The organism is Streptomyces avermitilis MA-4680 = NBRC 14893 (genome assembly GCF_000009765.2).
GTDB classification, from domain to species: domain Bacteria; phylum Actinomycetota; class Actinomycetes; order Streptomycetales; family Streptomycetaceae; genus Streptomyces; species Streptomyces avermitilis.
This window is the reverse complement of record NC_003155.5, coordinates 1,105,379-1,127,772: the sequence shown is the minus strand read 5'-3', so window position 1 is coordinate 1,127,772 and position 22,394 is coordinate 1,105,379. Positions and strand designations below refer to the sequence as shown.

Here is a 22,394-nt window from a genome sequence, read left to right as displayed (position 1 = left end):
ACGGTGCACGGCCTGGGCGGGGCCGTTCAGAATGGATCACCCGGGTACACGAGGCGCAGTTCGTCGACATGGCTCATGAGGTACTCACCGGGGCACTGGGTGGATGCCGGGGCCCGGGACTGCTTCTTGCGCGGCTGGTGGCCCCAGACGCTGCTGATGCCGAAGCGGACGGCCAGGACGTCCACGAGGACGTCGAGTGTTGTGAGTTGCTTGGGCGTCGGGTGGTCGTAGCGTGCCCACTGGTTCTGCCAGCGCGGTCCGAAGTCGCCGGTGAGCACGATGCCGAGATTGCCGGCGTTGAAGAGTTCAGCGTGTGAGCCCTCGATGCCGAGTGGCCGCCCCTCGTAGATCGTCCCGGCGCCGTCGATGATGTAGTGGTAACCGATGTCGGCCTTGTCGTCCGCGAAGTGCGCCCGCTGGATCGTGCGCGGGCCCTCATGCGTGTACGTGACGGGGTCGGCCGAGTGGTGGATGGTGATCCAGCGGTAGACGGAGGCCAGGGGCCGGTTCTCGCTGAGCGGTACGGGACTGCCGCGGTAGGGCGGTGGCGCGAGGGGGCCGGAGGCGGCCTCGTGGAAATCCCAGGTACGCAGCGGGGGGTCGATCTGCGGCGGGGCCGCCCCCCAGGTGGCGCGGCCGACGACGGACACGGTCAGCGGCCCTCGCGGTGTCATGGCCCACAACTCGTAGTCGCCGCTCGCCGGATGCAGGAAGCGCGACTCGTCCCAGCAGGCGGCGACGGGGCCGTGCGCGGTGTCGACCGGCCGGGTGCCGCAGGACGTCAGCCTCAGGGGAGTCCGGTGCGGGCGCTGCCCCGAGACCGGCGCGTTGAACCGGCCGATGTCGGTGATCACGGTGGTGCGGAGTTCCGACAGGTCGTAGCCGTCGCGGGGGCATTCGAGGGAGCGCGGCGGCGGTTCCACGACCCTGAGCGCCGCATCGCACCGGGGGCAGACGAGAACGAGCACCTCGCGGGCGACCAGCTCCGTCGTCGTACCGGGCGGGAGCCGGTGGTGGCGGGGCAGATCGAGTGGCGTGCGGCCGGGCCGCAGTTCGGTCACGGGCACGGGGTCGGTGGCTTCGGCGGCGGGTGCCAGCTCGTGGTCGGCGCAGGCGACCGTCCAGGCACGCGTCCCGGCGTCGGGAACCATGAGGGTGCCCAGCGCGTCCGTCGTGGCCGCGATCCCGGAATGCCGTCCTCCCGATGGCGGGATGAGCCGTACGGTGAATCCGGGGATCGGGCTGCCGTCGCGGCGCAGGATCACCAGGGCCGTGTCCGACGGTGGTGAGAGTTCGGCGGCCAGCCCCGCCTCGACGAAGTGCAGCAAGCGGTGTGTCAGTTGCAGTACCTCGGGAGAGTCCGGCGCGAGCATGGCCTCGGCACGGCTGCGCACGCTCTCGAACGCGCCGCCGAGTGCGAAGCGCAGGAAGTCGACGGCGAACGCGACGATCTCCCCGGCGACGAAGCCGACCGCGGCGTCGGCGAAGCGAGGCGGGCCGAAGCCAGGTGCCAGGGGGAGCGCCGGCGCTCCGGCACTGGTCCTGGTGGCGGCGACGAACGCGGTGCAACGCCGGTCCACGGCGCCGTCGTAGTACTCACGCAGCTGCGCCGCCAGCGAGCGGTGCGGGTCGAAGGACTCGCCGAGGTTCACCCCGTCGATGTCGCCCAGCAGCCGCGGCGTCGAAGCGTGGCGGGCGACCCAGTGGTCCAGCGACCGACCGCGGTCCGCGGCCGGCACCCCGGGCGCGTGGCGGGCGCGGACGTACGCGGCGAGGGCGCGCCCGAGGTCACCGCTCCAGGTGAGGGCGAGATCCGCTCGAGGGGCCGGGTCCAGGGGGCCGGGCGTCTGCCGGTCGGCCCCGTCGATGCCGGCCAGCACCTGCGCCAGGTCGAGCCGCTCGAAGCCGTGCTGCACCCGCAGCAGCGCGGCCAGCCGGGCGGCCCGGCGGGGCAGCTCCCAGGACGAGCCCGGCGTCTGGTCGTACGGGGGGATGTTCCGCCGGTTCTGGATCATCCGCTGCCGGTACTGGTCCAGTTCGGAATCCACCCGGAGCTTGCGCACCGAGGTCAGGTACTCGAGGTGGGTCCTGCCCGCGGGACGCTCGCTCTCGCCCTCCTCGGCGAGTTCGAGGAAACCGTCGAGGGTCGCCGTCTCCAGTCGGACCGGCTGTTCGGCGGCCACACGCCGGGGAGTGCCGGCCAGGATTCGGTAGTCCAGGTAGCGAGGAGACGGCAGGTCGGTCCGCAGATCGACGCGGGTCTCCTGCCGGAAGTAGCCGGCCGAGGTGGGCGGCAGCACCCAGGCCGTCTCCCCGGTGAGGTAGGCCCGGTCGACTTCGGCCGCCACGCGCAACGCGTCCGTGCCCCGCCCGTCCACGGTCACCCGGCCGATCGTCACCAGCGTGAAGTCGGCGGGCAGCGGCCCGACGACGAGCCCGGCCAGGCTGCCGAACTGGTCGACCTCGGTCAGCGCAGGCTCGTCCGGGCGCGGTACGCGCGGCCGGATCAGCACCTGGTGGATCTCGATGCCGATCCGGGGCGGCTGGGGCGGCGGCTGCCCCAGCGCCGCCGCTGACAGCCGTGCCAGTGCGGAACTCACCCGGTGCCCCCGTCCTGAGGCGCTTCCCGCGCTTCCGGTGCGAGGCGCAGATAGCCTTCCTGGGCCCATGCCGGTACCTCCGGCAGCAAGGCCTGCTGGGTGGCGGCCACGACGGGGTCGTCGCGCCAGGACAGGGGCGCGGTGCGCCGGGTCCACAGCCGCTCGCCGTCCGGCGCGGGCGTGAGCGGCATACGGATGGTGGCCGGATCGACGAGGACGGGCCCGACCCGCACCGACGGCACCAGCCGGGCCAGATCCTCCGCGAACCAGTCGCGCAGCAGATCCACGCTCTTGCGGGGCAGTATCCCGGAGGTGGCGTGGACCTTGGCGGCCGGATCCATGAGCAGGGTGAGCCTCAGGGACCGGCCGGGCAGCAGGGACAGCGCGGAACCGTCGGCCACGGTCGGGGTGCCGATCGGCCGGGGAGTCGTGGCGCGTTGTCCGAGGGCGGCGAAATCACCCCGGTGCCTGCCCGAGGGAGTGGCGACCCGCGCCACGTCGGCGTGGACGGGGTGGATCAGGCCGTAGTCGTCGTCCACGAAGTAGGCCAGGAGGCCGTCGTCGAGACGGGTCAGCGCGCCGAGACGAACGGGGAACCGCCGTCCGGCCAACCACGCCCAGGCCGCGGCGCGCCCGGCCCGCGCGGCCGGGGACAGGGCAGGATGCTCGCCCTCCGGTTCGATGTCCAGCATCAGCCGGGCACGTACCACAGCGATCGGCCTTCCCACGAGCTGCGCGGTGTGTTCGCTGCCGGTCAGGCCGCCCGCTCCGACCGTCGTCGAGGTCGTGTCGACGATACGCAGCAGCGCGTCCAACGGGGTGTCGGACCGGGAGACACCGGTGGCGCGTTCCCGGCTGTCGCGGTCGATCAACCCCTCGGCCAGGCCCAGGAGATGCCGCAGGCGCGGCTGTCCGCCGAAGGCCGCCGACGGCGGGGCGCCCACCGGCGCACGATGTCCCGGCGGGCCCTCCCAGACCACGGCACCGGACAGCGCGTCGTGTGCGAGCTGACCGAGCGCACGGCCACCGGGCGCGAAGAACTCCACCGCCCCGTCCGCGTGGTCGGCGAGCAGCCAGCCGGCCAGCGGGCTCGCCGCGCCCTCCTGCTGGTCGATGCCCGCCTCGCGCAGTTCGTCGGAGGCGTCGACGAGCCGGAAGGACAGCGTCGCGGGCTGGTTGACGCGCGGCGGCAGTGCGAAGACGTCCCGGGCCGGGCCGCGCAGCCCCGACCCGACGTACGCGGGCGGGGTCGCCGGGTCCAGCAGATCCACGGTCCGGCCGAACGCGTCCACCACCCGCAGTTGCCGCAGCCGGGCGAACCCGGCCCGCAGCAGGTCGGGCGGTTCCGTCGGTGCCGGCGGGACACCGGGGGTGAGCGCCACGTCGTCGGTGAAGCCGAGCATGCGCTCACGCAGCCCGTCGAAGCCCGCCGACACCAGGTCGGGCACCCCCTGATCGGCCGAGAGCCGGCGCAACCGGCTCGCGAGCGCGTCGTCGATCCTGCCCTCGCCGCGCAGATCGAGCCGGTCCTCCTCGGCCAGGAACCGGGAGATCTCGTCCCCGAGCGCCCGCGACGGCGCCGAGACGAGTGAGGACCGTCCCCGCAGCACGGTGGCACCGGTCTGGGAGAATCCGGCAGCGGAGTGCGGATCGAAGTCGAGTTCACCCAACTCCCAGTCCCCGGCGTCCGGATGGGGATTCCATTCCAGTTCCCACTCGCACCACAGCGGCACCCATGCCTGGCGCCACAGGGTGATCCCTACCGGCGAGGATCCCGTGCCGTCCTTGAGGGACAGATGGGTGAGCGGCGCGGCACGGCTCGGGAAGGCCAGGGACCAGACCATCATGGCCCCCTCGGCCCGCAGCCGCCGCGCGGCCTCCTCCGGCGGCAGCCCGTACCGGTGGAGACGGCCGAGCGCTTCGATGTAATCGGCGTACGGATCCTCGACCGCCGCCTCGACGACCAGCGCCTCGGCCTCGGCCGGGAGCGAGCCGTGGTCCAGTCCGCGTGCCAGCAGGTCCCGCCCGTCGATGACACCCGCCAGGCGTGTCACCGTGTCCCCGGTCAGCCGGCAGGCCAGGCGTTCACCCGGGGTGCGGACCCCGTCGTACCCGTGCCGCAGGGACCGGCGCAGGCCCCGCATCACGAGCACGGGGTCCTGGGGGTGGAACCGCCGGGGCAGGGGCCGTTGCACTGTCTCGGTGCGGCGAGGATCGGCGGGCGGTGCCACCCGTTCCGGTTGGTTCTCGATCAGGTGCAGGTCCGCGAGGACGGCACGGCCCACCACGAAGTCCGGGATACCGGACGCGGTATCCGCGCGGACCCGGTCCAGGGCCGGGGTCGGGGGTGTGGTGGGCCGCAGACCGGTGAACGGGTCGCCGGTGGCGACGCGTTCCGCGCGGGCCGCTCCGGGGCGCGCCACGAAGCCCCGGGCGTGGATCTCCTCCTCGATCCGAGGCAGCCCGTCGGGTTCGCCGAGCGTCGTGGCGAGCCCGTGCGCGAAGGCCTGGTAGAGGATCTCGGTGTCCGGGCGGTTCAGTTCACCGGCGACGAGGGCGGCGAGCGCCTCCGCGGAGGTGGCCCCGATCGCCACCCGTGGTGCCCCCGGCTCGGGCCGGGGATCCACGGCCGAAGCGGAATCCGCGTGCACCCCGTACACCACGCCGTGGAAGACGGTCTGCCGGGGCCACCAGGCGTGCGGGTCGGCGGCGGGCTGCTGTGCCCCGAGGAGGCCGGCGAGCGCGGGGGAGGCCGGGGGCGGCAGGTCGGCCGACCGTCGGCCGAGCGCCTCGGCCTGCGTCGTGGAGCGCTCGGCCTCGGCCTGGGCGCGGGTGAGCCGGGCGGTGTCCACCTGCCAGCCGAGCCGGTCCAGGAGGGCACGGAACGCGGCGGGAGTGTCGGCCGCCGCGACCGGGTCGAGTTCGGGGCGGGAGTACCAGCCGACCACGACGTAGGCCAGCGCTCTGCGGTGCAGTGCGGGAACCGTGGACCAGTCGTCGTAATGGGCGAACCGCTCGGCCACGTTGTCGTATGCGGCGGCCCAGGCCGGGTCGCCGCCGCAGACGGCGGTGAGCTGCTCCGGGCGGAGCTGCGGGGTGCGATAGGCGCGGGCGCCGCCCGGCTGCCATCCGTCGAGCGCGCCGCTGCCGCCCTTCTCCGCCTCCAGGACCCACGCCTGCACCGCGCGGGGCTGCCCGGTGTAGTGGCCGAGCCGGACCACGACCCAGCGGTCGGGCAGCGGCTGCCAGACCGGCTCCGCCCCCGGGCTGTCCGCCACCGCGTGGGTCAGCGCGTCCGGCAGCGCCCAGTGCAGATGGACACCGGGGCCGAGCGGGGCGGCCGGAGTGAAGGGCGCGGACGTGCGCGGTCCCGGCGCGGACGGGTCCCTGGACAGCCCGTCGAACAGCCGCAGTCCGATGTCGGCCCTGGCTTCCGCGTGGCCTTCGTGCACGACCAGTGCCTGCACGTCGACCGGCACCAGCAGCCGGGGCCCGCGGTGCAGTCCGGCCGCCCAGGAGCGGGAGGCCGCGGCGGTCAGGCCGGTGCGCGCGGTGACCGCGAAGGCCGGGTGCAGGGGAAACGCCTCGGTCACGGCGACTCCTCGAAGGCCGCGGCGAGGTCGTCCAGGGAGATCGACGGGCTGAACAGCGGGCCTTCTCCCGTCCCGGAGAACTCCTGCTGATACGGGCGCTGCACGAGGTGGAGCGCGAAGGTCGCGGCGCCGTCGGCGGCTGTCGTGTGACCGAGATCGGCCCAAAGCCTGCGCACGTCCACGACACCGCAGCCCGAGGGACGGAACAGCACGGTGGCGGCGCCTTCTGGCTCCGGCGGGCGGCGCGCGACGGTGAACACGCCGCCGTCCGCCAGGTCCACGCCGAACTGCAGCCCCTGGTGCGGCTCTTCGACCAGGACGCGGGTGGGCAGGCCGTCGAACAGCGCCAACAGCACGGCGGGCGCCAGGCGTTCGATCCGCAGCGGCCTGACCGGCTGCCCCTCGTGGAATGCCTGCGCGCGCAGCCCCGGCCAGCCGGAGACCGCACGGGAGCGCAGCAGGAAACCCGTGACCGTGCCGACCGGTTCCGCGTCGTAGGACAGGCCCGGTCGCGCCGCCTTGATCCACACATTGCGTTCCGAGGCATCCACGGCGTCGCGGATCCGGCCGTGCCGCGCCACGAGATGGGCCCGGTCCCGCGTGGTGGAGGGGCCTGCCGAGAGCGCGCCGTCCACGGCCGCGTCCGTCCAGTTCCGGTCGAGGAAGAAGAAACGCGCGGATTCGAGCGGCAGGAGACGTTCGTCGGTGACGAGGTAGGCGAAGGGGACCCCTTCCAGCAGGCGCAGCCGGGCGAGCCAGTCGAGTACGTCGTCCGGGGGTGGCTCGCCCGCGCTGACCTTGCCGGCGGCGGCGGTCAGCACCTGCTCGACGGCGGCCTCGGAACGGTATCGGGTGCTCATGGGAAGAGCTCCTCCAACGTGGTGGGCGCGTAGGCGGGGTCGAACAGCGTGGTGTCCGGGTCCAGCCCCGCCTGCCGGGCGATCCACCGGACCCGTTCGCGCAGGGCGTCACGGAGCGGGGCGAGCTGGTCGGGGGTCTGCCGCAGGCCGTCGAAGGTCTGGTCGAGGGGCGAGGCGGGCGGTGTGGGGTCGGGGTCGGTGAGCACCGGCAGGTCGCCGAGGATCTGCCGTACGAGATCCCGTGGCAGACCCGTGCCGGACACGATGACATCGGGCGGGAACTGCGGCAGTGCCCACTCGGCGTCGGCGAGCGGGACCGGGGCGCCCAGCGGCTCGCGGCCGTCGACGAGCGTGCCGATCAGCGCCAGGCCCAGACCCTGGCCCACCGTGAGCCGGGTGAGGCCCAAGTCCCGTACTTCCGGAAGCAGTTCGAGGGCGGCGGCCACCGCGTCGGCGGCCAGGGTCCGCCTGCGCCAGTCGCGCAGCGAGGCGAGGAACCGCGGGGACGACAGCGCGAGCAGCCGGCCGACCTCGTGGGCGGCGGCCACCGTGAGGTCCTCCAGCCCGTCGGCGGCGACAGCCCGGCCCTGGTCCGCCGTCAGACAGGGGCTGCCCGCAGGCCGGCGGGGCACCTCGCGCGGGGTCAGCGGTCCCCGGTACCAGGCGGCCGTCTCCTCGCCGCGCCGCGTGGTGTGACCGATGACGGTGTGCCCGCTGGGCGCGACGGCCGGGCACTTGCCCCGTACGGTGCCCAGCGACCCCACATGGAGCCCCTTCATGAGGGAGTCGAAGTCGCCGGGCTCCGCCGCGCAACGGAACCGCCAGTGGGCGAGGACCGGGAAGCTGACGCCCGCGCCACCGGGAGCGGCCTCGGCACCTCCGGGACCGCTGGCCGGATCCCCGGTGGCGGCGGGCAGTTCCGCGATCCGGCCCTCCAGCGAGACCAGACACGCCCGGTACGCGAGTCCCGGGCGGGGCAGCCGGGCACAGATCACCACGGCCAGGAATCCGTCGTCGTCACCGACCGAGAGCTCCGAGTCGCCGAGCGACACCTCACGCACGTGGCACAGCAGTTCCAGTTCGTCGGGGCGCGGGAACAGCGCCTGGACCACGTCCCTGGTCGTGTCCAGCCGGTCGCAGGTCCCCGAAGCCCCGCTGATGCCGAGTGCGCCGTGCAGGGACGCGGGGACCGCGGTGCTCACCGGCACCCCGGTGACGACGTCGCCCTCGCTCTGCGTGAGCAGGACGAGGGCCAGCCACGGGCGGCGCTGCGGATCGAGGCCGACGGTGACCAGCCGCTCCCAGGGCAGGGTGCGGCGGCGCAGCGCCACCTGGGCGAAGCGGGTGTCGAAAGGGCCGACCGCCTCCGGCGGGGGAAAGACGCTGCGCAACTCCCCCGGAGGGAGCGCGAACTGGGGAGCGGTGACGAGCGCGTGACGTTCCACCGGGGCGATCGGATCGCCCTGGTCGACCGACTGTGTCATGCGCACCAGGTGCGGTCCCGCCGTCACCGGCGGCCGGGCGAAGCCGTGCAGGCGGAACTGTCCCTCGCCGAGCTCTGTCATCACACGTCTCCGATCCACGTCACGGCCGAGCGGCCGGAGCCCTCGCCCGCCAGGTCGCCGGTGAGGGCGGGCAGGCCGTACCGGAGGATCGCGCGGGCCACCCGCTCCGCCGGCTGCGCGCTGCCCAGCACACCTGAGGGACGCCACCGTTCGTCGTGGCCGGTCGTGACCGACACCGGGGATCCGCCCTGCGGTGTCACCGGGTAGAGCAGCACGGTCTGCCCGCCCTGCTCGACCGCGAGGGGCGGCGTCGGCTCCGTGGCGCCGCGGGCCCGCTGGGCACCGTCGAGGCCCAGCAGCAGCCCGTCGGTGTCCTTGACCGGCCCCGCGGCGGACAGCACGACGACGACCGAGTGCGTGGAGGCGGGCAGTTCGGTGGTGGTCAGCCCCTGCCGTCCGACCAGGTCGAAGCCCGTGACGAGGGCGACCCGTGCCGGGCGCAGTCCGCGCTTGGAGCCGGGGGCGGCGGTGCTGACCCGGGCGCCGGGCACGAGGACGGTGCCCGGCATCACCTGTGCGCCGAACGACCCCGGGTGCCAGCCGGAGAGGCCCGCGCGCCTGGGCCGGTTCGCCGTCGGCGTCGTGCCCAGGCCGATGAGGGCGAGGAGTTGGGTGCCCCGGGGAACCGGGACCTCCGCCGTGCCCGCCACCTCGGAGTCGACAAGCGCGGCCCCGGCCCGGTCGAGCGCCACGATCCGCACCCGCTGATCGCCGGTGACGGCCAGCCGCGGCCGTTCGGCCCGGACGTCCTCGGCGGCGCGCCGCAGCCGCCACACCTGGATCTGGCCCGCCCCGAGCCGCACCGGACCACCGTCCACGATGTCCCGCTCACCCGAACGCAGCCACGGCGCCGAGCGGTCGACGCTCAACAGGCCACGCAGCACCTCCCGTTCCTCCCCACTGCGGGAGAAACGCCGCCCGCGGTCCCGTGCGGTCGCCCCAGAGGCCCCGACCCGGTCCGCGAGCGCGGGCCGGGTGAAGAGCTGGGCGGCCGTGGGCAGCGCCTGCTCACGGGCCTCGGCCAGGGTGGGCGCGGCTCGGCGCGGCCACCGCGGGACGCGCACGGTGGTCCGCCCGTCGCGGCGGACCGGGCCGACCGGCGGCCGCAGGGACGCGAGCAACACCGGAGGCGCGACGCGCGGCGGCTCGGGATCCGGCTGCTGCGGCGCCTGCCGCGGGGTGAGCGGCAGGGGCGGCCGGGCCGGCGTCACCAGGCCCTCGGTGATCCTGGCCAGCCGGGGCGGCGAGATGCGGTCGGCCGGCAGCAGCGCGAGGGCGAAGTCGCTCGGCCTGCTCGGCTCGCCGCTCAGACACCGGCCGAAGGCCGCGAACCCGGCACCGCGTACGAGGAACTCAGTCGCCCGGTCCAGCGTGTTCGCACCGGACTGAGTGCGCGACCACCGCACGGCGGCCTCCATGGCGGCGGACCGGACGCCCGCCGGGTCGCGGTCGTCGCTCAGCGGCAGGGGCCGTCGCGGACCGGGGTCGACCTCATCGACGGAGCCGGTGGTGAGTCCGCCGCCCAGGCGGGTGACCGCGCTGAGAACCAGGCCGGTGAACGCTTCGCGGACGCCGCCCTCGTCCAGCTCCACGTCGTCGAACCAGCGCCACACGCCGTCGGGCACATTGCCTCGTACCGCCGTCGACGCCAGGTCGACCGGGGTGCCGACCGGCTTGCCGTCGGCGTCCAGCCGGACCATCTCCACGCGGTGTTCGGACACCACGTCGACTCGCCGCATCGGGCCGAGGTCCAGCGCCGGACCGCTCAGCACCTCGCCGCCGGCCCGGTTGCTCGCGGTACGCGTGGTGGAGGCGAGGGTGAACTCCGAGGTGAGCAGCAGCGGCCGCTCCCGGCTGCCGTCCTCGGGTGCGCCCGTCGCGCCGCCCGGATCGCGGGCGGCGCCCCCCGCCCGTACGGTCAGGCTCATCGTCTCGCCGTGCGGGTCACCGGCGACGAGGTACTTGTCGTGGAACGCCGCCCAGCCCAGCGGCGGCGGAGAGCCCGGGGCGTCGACGGCGCCGAAGGCGACCTCGACCTTGGACACATCGAGATCCAGGACGGCCACTCCGCGTACGTCCGGGCCCTGCACGGTCAGTTGGGCCGCGATCGAGAAGCCGATCGTGATCCGGACGTGCACGAACCACACCCGGATGTCGATCTCCAGACGGGCGCTGACCGCGACGTACACCCCGACGTCGTAGAAGAAGGGATCCCAGGAGACCAGCGCGTCCACGCCCGCGACGAAGGACGCCTGGACGAACCCGCCGTCGAAGGCGGCCTCCACGCGGGCCCCTGCCATGACGCAGCTGGAGGTGAGCGTGAAGTAGCTCTCGCCCTTGATCGCGATGGCGTCACTGACCCGCCAGTGAATGCCCAGCCGGGGCACGTCGGGATAGTGGGCCGGTTTCGCGAAGCGCGGATGGTAGCCGCCCAGGGACAGGACGAACTCGCCGGTGCGGAACCAGATCACCATGGCGAACCCGCCGCTGACCCGGCAGTCGCGGTTCAGCAGCCACGAGTTGTCGGTCAGCTGCGCCTCGACGGACAGGACCGCCTCGCGCGCGGAGAAGCGCGCCCGCAGCGCCAGCTCGATGGAGACGATGGGCTTCGCGGGGTTGGGCAGTTCCATCCGGCACAGACCGAGCAGGACCACCTCGACGTCGTGGTCGAAGGTCACGGCCAGCACGGCCACGGACTCCACGACCGTGAAGCTGGTGAACCGGACACCCGCGGCCAGCCAGAACGCCCCGCGCCGCGGCGGGAACGTCCGGCCCATCGAGTCCAGCGCCTTCATCGGCTCGCGGACCAGTTGGCTGCTCGGATCCATGGCCGCCACGAGCGGGAACTCTCCGACGTCGGTCACCTTGCCGGGCAACACCAGTCCGCGGTTGAGGCCGAGTCCGGCACCGATGCCCGTGATGAAGAAGGCGGGCGGACCACCGATCGGCGCGGCGATCGCGGCGATGCCGAACATCGACGTGTAGCGCTCCGCGGTGCCGACGACGGGGTACGTGCCGTACGCGCCGACGGCGGTGAGGCCGAAGCCCGCCGCCTCGACCTTGAGCATCCCCGCGTACTCCACACCGCCGTCGCGCTCGCGCCTGCGCAGCCCGCCGACCACACTGACGCTCGGCCCGCTGTAGGAGACGGCCAGCCCGGCGAGGCCCAGACGCCAGGTCGCCGGATCGGCCGGTGTGGCCCAGGGGACGTGGAGCGCCAGGTCGTCGACACCGACGGCCAGTCCGCCGAGCGCCACTCCGCCGTCGACGAGCACACCCACCTCGCGCAGCCGGTCACCGTCGTAGGCCACGGAGAGGCCGACCTGTTCGAGGTAGAGCGGACCGAGCTGCTTCTCCACGGACAGCCACCACGGACCGGACCCCGCGCCCGCGCTCAGCCGCAGCGCCACCGGGTCCTGGCCCTGCTTCCACACGACCAGCGCGGGATCGAAGCCCGGCGCGGCCGCAGTGGCGTCACCGCCCGCGGCTTCCGGTTGCAGGATCTTCGCGGCGACCGGGTTCGTGCCACCTCCGGCCGAGCCGAACGGCACGGCCAGCCCCCGCAACTCCAGCCGTGCACCGGCGTGTTGGAAGCCGGACGCGTCGCGTGCGTATGAGCCGTGCAGCGACAGCGCGTCGATCCGCAGACCCTGGTCGAGCAACGGGCCTTTCGCGCCGCCCACTTGAAGCCCGAGTCCCCGCAGTCGCAGCGCGGGGGAGAACTCCGGGTCCGGGCCCGGCAGGGTGTCCGGCAGGCTGCCGAGCCACACCTCTACGTGAGCGGTGCCCGCTCCGGCCGCCGGTGGCTCCCAGGAACCGTCGGCCGAGAGCGCGACGACGACATCGCCCAGCTCCAGGAGCGGGTAGGGCGTCTCGACGAGCTCCAGACCGAGCCCGTACCGCCTTTGCCCCGGCCCGTCCTCGGCTTCGAGGAGTTGCAGCCGTACCGGTCCGAGCCGTGGCGCGAGCGCGGTGAGGAAGCCGGCCAGAGCGCTCAGCACCCGCGGAGTCGGCGCGTCGAGCAGCCCGTCGGCCAGCCGCCACGGTGCGCCGGGCGGGCTGCCGGTCCCGGTCAGGATCCGCGCGGAGTGCAGGACCTTCCCCACAGTGCTGTCGTTGCCCACGGGCGCCTTCAGCAGGTCCGTGACCGGGGCCGGAGTGAGTGCCAGGTCGGCGGCGAGGGGTACGGCGATACGGCGGATCAGCTTGGGCACGGCCGCCGCGACCTCGGCGGAGTCGGCGGCTCCACGGCGGTGCACGAGCGTCGGACTGCCCGGCAGCCGCAGGACCAGGGCCTCCCGGTCGGTCGTCCCGGGCGGATCGAGCCACAGGCCCGCCTCCACCCGGTCGTCGACGCCGCCCAGCGTGACCCGCACGAACGGCATGAGGTCGACCGGGCCGGGAAAGAGCGCGTCCGGATCGACGACGGACCACGACAGGTGACAGGGGGCGGGTCCGGCCGTGGTGGCGGCGAACGACACCTCGGCGTCCGTGCCGGGAACGGGATGCAGGCCGTCCGCGGTGACGGTGAGCCGCGGCACGCCCCCGGGCGCCGCGTCGAGGTCGACGACGACGCGGCCACCGGGGCTGCGCCAGAGCACGGGCGGCTGCGCGGCCGCGTCCCCGATCAGGGCGCGCGCCAGCGCCTTCAGCGCGGCGGTCACCTCGGACGGATGCCGGCGGAACCGCGCACCGAACTCGTCGGCGGGAGCGGACGCCAGCAGCTTCAACTGCTCGATCGAGGCCGCGCCGTCGGCATCGGTCAGCTCCAGCGCGGCCAGCAGCCCGGCGAGCGCCGCGGCGATCTGCTTGAGCCGCGGATCGCCGGGATCGGCCGGATCGGCCAGGTCCCGCAAAACGTCCAGGAGCATCGGAAGGGCGTACTGCGCCGCTTGCTGACCGAGCTCCGCGAGCGCGCCGAGTCCCGGCGTCAGCGGATACAGCGGGATGTCCAGCCGGGGCGCGCCGGCCCGCGGCGTGAGCCGGGCGGCCACCTTCACCTCGGGGCCGACCTCCAGCTCCAGACCGGCGCCGAACCCGCCCGGCCCGGACTGCTCGGCGGACAACGTCAGCCACGCCGTGACGGTCGGCCCGGGCCGCAGCCGCCAGTGCACGGCGGACTCCAGCGCAGCGGGCCCGGACCCGTCCCGCAGCCGCAGCGTGACCTCCAGGTCCGTGCCGTCCTCGGCGACACTGACCGAACCGCCCCCGGGCAGCGACAGCGCAGTCAACCCGCCCGGTAAGCCGATCAGTTGGGCCACCGCGTCGATCAGCCGGGCGAGGTGACCGGGTGCGAGCAGGAAGGGCTCGCCGGGCCGGTCCGCGCCGAGAACCTCCACGAGCCGGCGCCCCGGCGCGGTGATCAGAGGCACGGGGGAGCGGACCGATCCCGGGGCGTCGGGGCGCCGCGGGTCGTGCGCCAGCAGGCCGAGAACATCCAGCAGCGGGTCGAGGAGGATGCCACGGTCGCGCAGGGACTGCAGACCCCAGCGGATCGCCTCGCCGCCCGTGGTGAGCATGACCAATCGGGCCAGAGCCGGAAGATCGGGCTCCGGCAGCACGGCGGCCTCCACCTGTCCGGAGCGCACCCTGAGGGTGAGGGCCGGGGCGCGCTCCGGGCCGACGACGAGCGTGCCGTGCACGGTGGCGATGCCGGCGAGCGGCAGACCCCGCTCCGGTGTGCTGACGGTGATCACACAGTCGGGGGTGACGCCGACCTCCAGTCCGCCGGCGGACAGCAACCCCGCACCGCCGTCCGGCAGTCCGGCCAGCCGCCGCAGCGTGCCACGGACAGCCGGGTCCGAAAGGAGAGTCCGTATGAGCCCTGCCGGATCCGCGATGACACGCTCCAGGGTGTCCGGGCGGAGCTCCACGCGCTCCTCGGCCGTCAGGACGGCCACGCCCGCCTGCACGAGGAGGTCCACCAGGTCGCGCACGGGCCCTGCCGTCGGCCGGGGCGACAACGTGTCCGCCAGCAGCCCCAGGAACCGACGGGCCGCCGCGTCCAGCGTGTGCGGGGTGATCGCGAGCCGGCCGTGGCCCACTCCGTCGAGTGCCGCGTCATGGAGCACGGCCGACACGGAGGCGTCGTCGAGGCGGGGGCCGATACCGACCAGGAGATCCGCGCCGCGCAGTCGCGGTTGCGGCCCGGTCCGCGCCCCGGCCCCCGGCCTGCCGTCGAGGAGCCAGCCGCCGGGCCGCCGCAGTGTCAGTCGTACGTGGAGCCGGGGAGTGACCGTCGGCGCCGACCGCTGCGCGGCGGGCAGCGGGACGCGCCATGCGTCCAGGCGCAGTTCACTGCCGCAGACGATGCCCTCGGCGGCAGCGGCCGTGCTGCGGAAGCTCAGTCCAAGACCGAGGTGGGTGGCCCGGGAGCGGCCCGGCACGGCCCCGCCGCCGGGCAGCCGGCGACGGACCTGGGCGGCCACCGCGGCGACCAGGGCGGTGAGCGCGCCATGCAGTTCTTCGCGGGTGAACTGGGTGACGACGCTCAGCACCGGAGCGGGTGCCGCGGACGGCAGAGCGACGGGTGTGAACGCCGAGACCGGGAACGGAACGGAACGTAGGCCCGAGGGAGCGTCACCGGTCACGGCCGCCCAGGTCGCCACCAGTTCCGCCAGCGGCGAGCCGTCGGTGGAGCTGCCCGCGGGCAGCAGGCCCACCAGGGACTGCAACAGCCGGAAGGCATCGTGTACGCCCGGCTGTTCCAGTCCGTCGAGAGGCCCGGGCCGGGCGGTGTCGGACAGTGGCCCGCCCAGCGTGACGAGCTGCGCGAGGCCCCCCTCGGACCAGACCTGGACCGCCGCCCGGGCGGCCAGCGAGTGCGCCACGAGCACGACCGGCGCGCCGGCCAGGCGTCGGAACTCGGCAACGGCCGGGCGCAGACGGACCGTTGCCTCCTCGGTCGGCGGAAGCAGTACGTACCACGGGCCGGTCGCCGCCAGCCCGCCGAGACCGAACGACTCGGCCGCCAGGCCGGGTGTCCGCAGATCGAGCAGGTGTGCCCCGGCCGCCCCCGGCTGACCGGGCCAGGGTCGTATCCCGGGCAGGTCGCTGGAGACGTACACCGTGCGGGTGGGGTCCGCGCCGGGCAGATGGTCGCTCAGTTCGAACGTCTCCGGCGCGCAGAGGTGACCGCGCGGCAGAACGACGGTGGGGTGCGTGGTCCCCGGCAGTACCTGCGCCGAGACGGGCAGCAGCCCGTCGCTGCCCGCTGCATGGTTCAGCAGCGCCCACAGATCGGCTGCCGAGTCCGGCCGCTCGTCGAGGAGTTCGGCCAGGTCGCTGTCGAAGCGCGCGGCACCGCTGAGCACCGCCGTGAGCCGCTCGACGCCGGGGAGCGGCGCCGAGCCGTCCAGAGCGGCGGTGAGATCGGCCGGGACGAGCGCGTCGAGCACCTCGCCGAGACCGTCCAGACCGGGCCCGTCGGGATCGAGCCATATGAGCAGCTCGGGCCCCGAGTCGTCGAGGGGCAGCCGCCAGGGCCGCTCGTGCGTTCCGTCGCCCGCGACCGCCACCTGCCTGATCCGCTCCGGCCCGCCGCGGGCGAAAAGTTCACGCAGCAACGCGATGGCGGCCACACTGCGGTCCGCCCCACCACTGCCCGCCAGAACGTCGCCGAGCCAGGACCGGACCGTCTCCACGGGATCGGTGACAAGGCCCGCCAGCGGCAGTGGCGGCCAGTCGGCGATCAGCGCGGCGAGGTCGATGCCGGTGTCCTCCTCACCCGGCACCCGCAGCCGTCCACGCGCCGGCAGCCAGCCGAGCAGCGCGGCGAGCAGGCTCCGCGGGTCGAGACCCTCGCGGGGTGTCGTACGCAGCAGCGCGAGACCGGCGAGGCGGGTGAGCGCCGGCCACAGCGCGGATCCGGGGCCTGGGAGCAACGGGTCTACCCCTGTGGCGAGTTCGAGCGGATCCGGCAGGGCCACCTCGTCGCCCTCGACCGTGACCGAAGCACCGGTGACCCGCGCGCGGGCCCCCCATCCGGCCCCCTGCCGCCACCCGGCGGCCAGGAGGAGCGAACCCGCCTTCAGCTGTACGGGCCCGGCGTCGAACGACAGATCCTCCCCCCACGCCAGCCGCAGCTCCGCGGCGGTCAGCGCGACGGCGGACGGCGGGTCCACAGCGGGCAGAGTCAGCCGTACGGCGTCCAGCGCGGCGGACAGCCGCACAGCCCCGCCGCTGATGGGCAGCGGAGCCGAAACCAGCCGGACTCCGACGGTCAGCCGGGGTGCGCCTTCGGCGTCGTCCTGCCACAGGAGGAGGGCCGGCCGGGCGGGCAGGCCCACGTCGCCCACGGAGACGACCCAGGGGTCTACGGCGCTGCCCTCGCCGGTCGGGGCGGGGGCCCGCACCAGGACGGCCAGCTGCGCGGCGATGGCGCCCCATCGGTGCGGGGCGTCGGCGAGGACCCGGGAGTGGTAACGCAGCAGCGCGTACGCAGGGTTGCCGACGATCTCGGTGAGGGGCGGCAGGCCGACCGGCCAGTCGAGGGCCGGTTTGCGCAGGGCCAGCAGGACGAGCAGGGCCGTGGCACGCCGTCCGCCGCCGTCCTCGTCGTTTGAGAACAGTGTCTCCAGCGCATCGTGCAGGGCGTCGACGCCCACCTGCGCGGCGGCCGCGGCCAGCGCCTCGACGCTGGACAGGTCCAGACGTGAGTACGGATGTCCGTCGAGGACGACGTCGGCCGCCTCCAGCAGGAGCCGCACCGCACGGTCCGAGCCGATCGAGAAGCCGGCGGACAGCGTCCCCACCATCAAGGTGACCGGCTGCGGCGGGGCCGGGCGGCGCAGCAGGTGTCCCTCGGCGCCGGACACCTCGACATGTACGCGTACCTCGGGCAGCCACAGCACATCGGCCCCGCCGCCCAGTCGCAGGGCCAGCAGATCGGCCGCGGCATGGGCGGAGACCGCCCCGGACACCTCGGCCGCGGCCGACAGGCCCAGCCTGAGCTCCAGCCCGTCGTCCGCCGCCTGGGCGACGAGCCGTACACAGACCCGTACCCCGGGCAGTGGGCTCAGGCAGAGCAGATACGGCGAAGCCGTGGTCCCCTCGCCCCGCAGGGGGAGCGACAGCCGGAGCCCGAGCAGCTGCCCGAGGGTCTCCAGCCACGCCCGTGCCGCGGGTGGCGGCACCGGTTCGCCGGGCTTGGGAAGGAACACCGCGCGCAGCCAGTCGGCGAACACCAGGGGGCCGGAGCCCGGGAGTTCGGCCAGCGGAAGCGGCGGAATGACGGAGGTGTCGCCGAGCCCGAACAGCGTGAGCAGCAGCCGCAGCCGCCCGGCACTGGCGGGATCGATCGTCCCCCTCGACCGGAGCAGGCCGGTGAGCAGGTCGGCGAGCAGCGGGATCAGCTCACCCAGCCGGCCGGGGAGTGACCCGTCGTCGATGTCCAGATCGCGGGCGGGTTCGCCCGGGAGCCGCAGCCCGGTCAGGCTCAGCCGCAGCCGGGGGCGGCCGAGGGCATGGGTGGGGACGTCCGCCCCGACGCGCAGGCCGCCCAGGCCGAAGTCGCCGGGTGCCGGGGGGAGTCGCAGGCTGACGGCGACGCGGATGTCACCGTCCGCGGTACCGGGCAGGAATCGCGTACCGCCGGGGCCGGTCGCCACCATCGGTACGACGACCGAGGCGGCGCACTCCACCTCGGCGGCCCGCAGCGTGGCGCGGCCGGCCAGCGACAGCGCCACCGTGTCGCCGGACGCGTCCACCACCAGATAGAGACGTCCGGCCGTGGCACCGTCGCCCGTGGGCAGCGGGATCCAGGTCCGGCCGGGCTGGGCGCCCTCCGTTTCGAGGGCCGCGTTCTTCGCGCTGCCCAGCAGCGCCGCGGCGAGCTCCAGCGCGGCCGCACGCCGTACCGGATCGCTGAGCACACCGGACAACTGCTTGCCGGGATCCGCGAAGAAGGCCTGATCCACCTCCAGCCGGGGATCCGCGCCGTCCCCCGGCTCCCGCCTGAGAACCCCGAGCGCGACGGCGAGTTGGACCAGCTCCGGAGGCAGGGTCGGGAGGGTCATCGCGGCCCCTGACGGTCGACGGCGTGCATGGCCTGAGGCACCACGGTGAGGAATCCGTCGGCGGCGTGGACGCCCCCGGGTACGAGCGGCCGGCAGTACTGGTCCTCACCGGCCAGCGAAGCGACGTAGCGGCACACCGCGATCAGGGCCTGCCAGCAGGCCGCCACGGCCGTCTCGCCCCAGACGTCCACGAGCAGCTCGGGCCCGCGAGCGGTCGTCTCGGCCGCCACGACCAGTCCGGCCGGCTCGTTCGGAGTCCCCACGGCCATCGGCACCACAAGCTCCATCTGCGCCGCCTCGCCACCGGAGATCTGGTCGCAGAAGGTACGCAGTCCGATCAGGACGATGCCGTTGAGCAGAGCCGCGCGACTCTCCTGGTAATGGACGCCCAACTCGCTGTCCAGGTCCTGCCACACGAACCGCCCGTACCGCAGCTCCCCCCGGGCCAGCGCCGCGCGGAACAGGCAGAGGAAAAGGGACTCCCGCACGACCAGCGGCGGTGCGGGCCACCCGGCCGGCCAGCCGCCCGGCGGCCGGCCGCCGCCCGCCTCGGCCCGCAGCGTTTCGAGTTCGTCACGGCACTCGGCCGACAGCGGAGCCTGGTCGAGATCCCGGTAGGACCAGCTGTCCTGTTCGGCCCACTGCGGACCGGGCAGGGCAGCGGCCGGCGAACGAGGGAGCGCCATACACGACCCTTCGGAAGGCTACGGAGTGTGCCGTGCGACCGCTGAGCCCCTCTATTTTTAGGGTGATCAATATGGAGATACATACGTCAGTAGGCGTACAAATACGGGAGTTTGAACCGCCCAGTGAGCTTGCGCCCCGTGGGTGCCAAGGTGGCGGGCTAGGGCTTCGGCCGGGCCGAGTGGCACTCCGCCAACGCGGCACGAGCGTGTCCGGGCCGCTCGGCAACGCGTCCTTACCGGACGGGCAGGTGGCGGCCAAGGCCTATGAGGGTAGTGGTTGTTCTGCCCAGATGGTCTTGCCTTGAGGGGTGTAGCGGGTTCCCCACCGTTGGGCGACCTGGGCGACGAGGAAGAGTCCGCGTCCGCCTTCGTCGGTGCCGAGGGGGCGGCGTAGGTGTGGTGAGGTGTTGCTGCTGTCGGACACCTCGCAGATGAGGGCGCGTTCTCGGATCAGACGGAGGCTGAGGGGCGGGGAGGCGTGCCTGATGGCATTGGTGACGAGTTCGCTGACGATGAGTTCGGTGGTGAATGCGGCATCGTCGAGATCCCAGGCGCTCAGTTGCCGGTTGGTCATCTGTCGGATGGTGTGGACCGCCGAGGGGACGGCGGGTATGTCCCAGGAGGCGACGTTGTCGGCGCCGAGTGCACGGGTTCGGGCGACGAGGAAGGCGACGTCGTCGTGTGGGTGCTCGGGCAGCAGCATCCGGACCATCGTGTCGCAGATTTCGTCGAGTGGGCGGTCGGGGTGGGCCAGTGCGAAGCAGAGCCGTTCGAAGCCGACGTCCACGTCGCGGTCGGAGGCTTCGATGAGGCCATCGGTGTAGAAGGCGATCACGCTTCCTTCCTCGACGTCGATCTCGGCGGATTCGAAGGGCAGGCCGCCCAGTCCGAGGGGTGGGCCGGCAGGTATGTCAGGGAATTCCACTGGTTCACGGAGGTGCGCTATGGCGGGGCTGGGATGTCCGGCCCGTGCCACGACGAGTTTGCGTGAGATGGGGTCGTAGATGCCATAGACGCAGGTCCCGCCGATCACCAGGGCGCCGCCGGCGGCGGCATCGGCTTCGTCCGCGAGCCGGATCACCAGGTCGTCGAGGCGGGCCAGGAGTTCGTCGGGGGGCAGGTCGAGGTCGGCGAGTGTCTGCACGGCGGTGCGCAGCCGGCCCATGGTGGCCGCGGCGTGGATGCCGTGTCCGACGACGTCCCCGACGACCAGGGCGACCCGTGCGCCGGACAGCGGAATGACGTCGAACCAGTCTCCGCCGACCCCGGCTTCGGTGTCGGTGGGAAGGTAGCGGTAGGCCGCCTCGACCGCGCTCTGTTCGGGCAGCCCGTGGGGGAGCAGGCTGTGCTGGAGGGCGAGTGCGGTGTTGTGTTCGCGGGCGAAACGTCTGGCGTTCTCGATGCAGACGGCCGCGCGGGCTGCCAGTTCTTCGACAAGAAGCTGGTCGTCGTCGTCGAAGGGCTCTGCGTGCTTCCAGCGCAGCAACGTGGCCACGCCCATGGTCATGCCTCGGGCCTGGAGGGGGACGACCAGGTGGGAGTGCACGCCCAGGAGGTCCAGTTTTGCCTTGCGCAGCGGGTCCTGGGCCAGCCACGGCGTCGACCCGTCGATGACCGGGTGGCGGATCGAGCGACCGGTAGCCAGGCATCGGCTCTGCGGGGAGGTCGGCGGGTAGCGGGTGGGTTCCCCGGCTGCGACCACGACCTCGGGGTGATCTTCCTGGATCGAGAGGTGCGCCGCTCGGCGCAGCGCTGTCTCGCCGTCCACCGCGACGGGCGTGAGGTCGCGGGCTGCCAGAACCGTGTCCAGCAGGTCGACCGCGACGAAGTCGGCGACCTGGGGCACCACGATCTCGGCCAGCTCGCGCACGGTGCGGTCCAGGTCCAAGGTGGTGCCGATACGGCTGCTCGCCTCGTTCACCAGGGCGAGTCGCTGGCGGGCCCGGTCATGGTCGGTGACGTCCACCGTGGTGTGGCACACGCCCAGGAGGTGGCCTGTACGGTCCTGCAACCGGAAGGACGCGCAGAGCCTGACGCGCTCACGGTCCTGTCGGTAGGGCTCGCCCGGTTCCGGGACGGCATGCTGGAACATCAGCAGCGTCTGCCCGCTGCCCAGCGCCTGCCGGGCCTGCCACTCGAGGGTGGAGTCGGCTTCCCCGGGCACGGCCTCCCCGACTCTGCGGCCGATGCGCAGCTGGACGGGCACGCCGTCCATGTCTTCCAGTACGCGGTTGACCATCTGGTACCGCAGGTCGGTGTCCACCACGGCTATCCCTATGGGCGACTGGTCGAGCAGGCCGTGCAGCACCGCCTGCTCCAGTGCCCACCTGCGGGGCGCGCTCACCGGGGTGACCACGGCAAGCCAGCTTCGGCGCCCACCATCGTCCTGGAACGGGCAGGCGCGCAGTGCCAGCTCCACGTGGTGGCCGGAGCGATGCCTGACGGCGATCAGGCCTTCCCAGCCGTTGCCTGTACGGCGTGGCTCCGACATGGCGGAAGCGAGGTCTGCCTCGCCGGTCAGCAGCGAGGCGGCAGGCCGTCCCAGAATCTCGCTTGCCCGGTAGCCGAGGAGCGTCTGTGCGCCCTTGCTCCATCCCTCGATCAGACCGTGCGCGTCGATGCGGACCACAGCCGCATGGGTGATGTCGAACGGCTCATCCAGGTATTCGTGCGCCGTGCTCTGTGTCGCCATGGTGTGGATCCCCTCGGGGGGCCTGTTCCATAGCACCACAGTCTCACGCCGCCGCACGGCCTTGCGCGGGCACCGTGCCTCCCACGAGGCGCCGCCCGCCGGATGTCCAGGGCGCTCGCCGACGAGACGACGATCGGGCGGAGCCGGGCGAAGGTCCTTTCGGCCCCTCCGACACCGCTGCTCCGCTCCGCGTGACCGAAGAGTCGGCGTGACCGAAGAGGTTGGATTCAGGGCACCGGTTCTGCCAGGCGCGGCCCTCTTGCACGGCCCCGTTCGCGCAGCCCACCGACTCCGGCAACGTTTCGACGTGCTGCCGCCTCGGGCACGGCAGGGCAGGGGCGGGACGAAGACCCCGGCTGAGGCGCCTGGGGGTGGTGGGACA

General features: G+C 73.7%; 7 protein-coding genes. All 7 read right to left on the bottom strand.

The window, feature by feature from the left end:
- Positions 1–26: 26 nt before the first annotated feature.
- Positions 27–2,600: a peptidoglycan recognition protein family protein gene (locus SAVERM_RS05135; RefSeq protein WP_010982368.1), complete on the bottom strand. Its 2,574-nt coding sequence runs from the start codon at positions 2,598–2,600 to the stop codon at positions 27–29.
- Positions 2,597–6,193: a hypothetical protein gene (locus SAVERM_RS05130; protein ID WP_010982367.1), complete on the bottom strand. Its 3,597-nt coding sequence runs from the start codon at positions 6,191–6,193 to the stop codon at positions 2,597–2,599. Before SAVERM_RS05130 ends, SAVERM_RS05135 begins: the two co-directional genes overlap by 4 nt.
- Positions 6,190–7,053, bottom strand: a complete 864-nt coding sequence (locus SAVERM_RS05125; protein ID WP_010982366.1) for a hypothetical protein — start codon at positions 7,051–7,053, stop codon at positions 6,190–6,192. Before SAVERM_RS05125 ends, SAVERM_RS05130 begins: the two co-directional genes overlap by 4 nt.
- Positions 7,050–8,618 (bottom strand): hypothetical protein, encoded by a 1,569-nt coding sequence (locus SAVERM_RS05120; protein WP_010982365.1) that lies wholly within the window; start codon positions 8,616–8,618, stop codon positions 7,050–7,052. Before SAVERM_RS05120 ends, SAVERM_RS05125 begins: the two co-directional genes overlap by 4 nt.
- The gene (locus tag SAVERM_RS05115; RefSeq protein WP_010982364.1) at positions 8,618–18,634 is read right to left on the bottom strand and encodes a DUF6603 domain-containing protein; all 10,017 of its coding nucleotides are present in this window, start codon (positions 18,632–18,634) and stop codon (positions 8,618–8,620) included. The genes SAVERM_RS05120 and SAVERM_RS05115 overlap by 1 nt, the downstream gene beginning before the upstream one ends.
- A complete protein-coding gene (locus SAVERM_RS05110; protein WP_010982363.1) occupies positions 18,631–19,320 on the bottom strand; it encodes a hypothetical protein in 690 nt (229 codons plus the stop codon). The genes SAVERM_RS05115 and SAVERM_RS05110 overlap by 4 nt, the downstream gene beginning before the upstream one ends.
- A gap of 262 nt (positions 19,321–19,582) precedes the next feature.
- Positions 19,583–22,012, bottom strand: a complete 2,430-nt coding sequence (locus tag SAVERM_RS05105) for a SpoIIE family protein phosphatase (RefSeq protein WP_078234826.1) — start codon at positions 22,010–22,012, stop codon at positions 19,583–19,585.
- Positions 22,013–22,394 lie beyond the last annotated feature (382 nt).

Coding starts and splice junctions, on each gene's coding strand:
- SAVERM_RS05115 (WP_010982364.1), bottom strand. CDS start 18,634: ATGACCCTCCCGACCCTGCCTCCGGAGCTGGTCCAACTCGCCGTCGCG.
- SAVERM_RS05105 (WP_078234826.1), bottom strand. CDS start 22,012: ATGGCGACACAGAGCACGGCGCACGAATACCTGGATGAGCCGTTCGAC.
- SAVERM_RS05125 (WP_010982366.1), bottom strand. CDS start 7,053: ATGAGCACCCGATACCGTTCCGAGGCCGCCGTCGAGCAGGTGCTGACC.
- SAVERM_RS05120 (WP_010982365.1), bottom strand. CDS start 8,618: ATGACAGAGCTCGGCGAGGGACAGTTCCGCCTGCACGGCTTCGCCCGG.
- SAVERM_RS05110 (WP_010982363.1), bottom strand. CDS start 19,320: ATGGCGCTCCCTCGTTCGCCGGCCGCTGCCCTGCCCGGTCCGCAGTGG.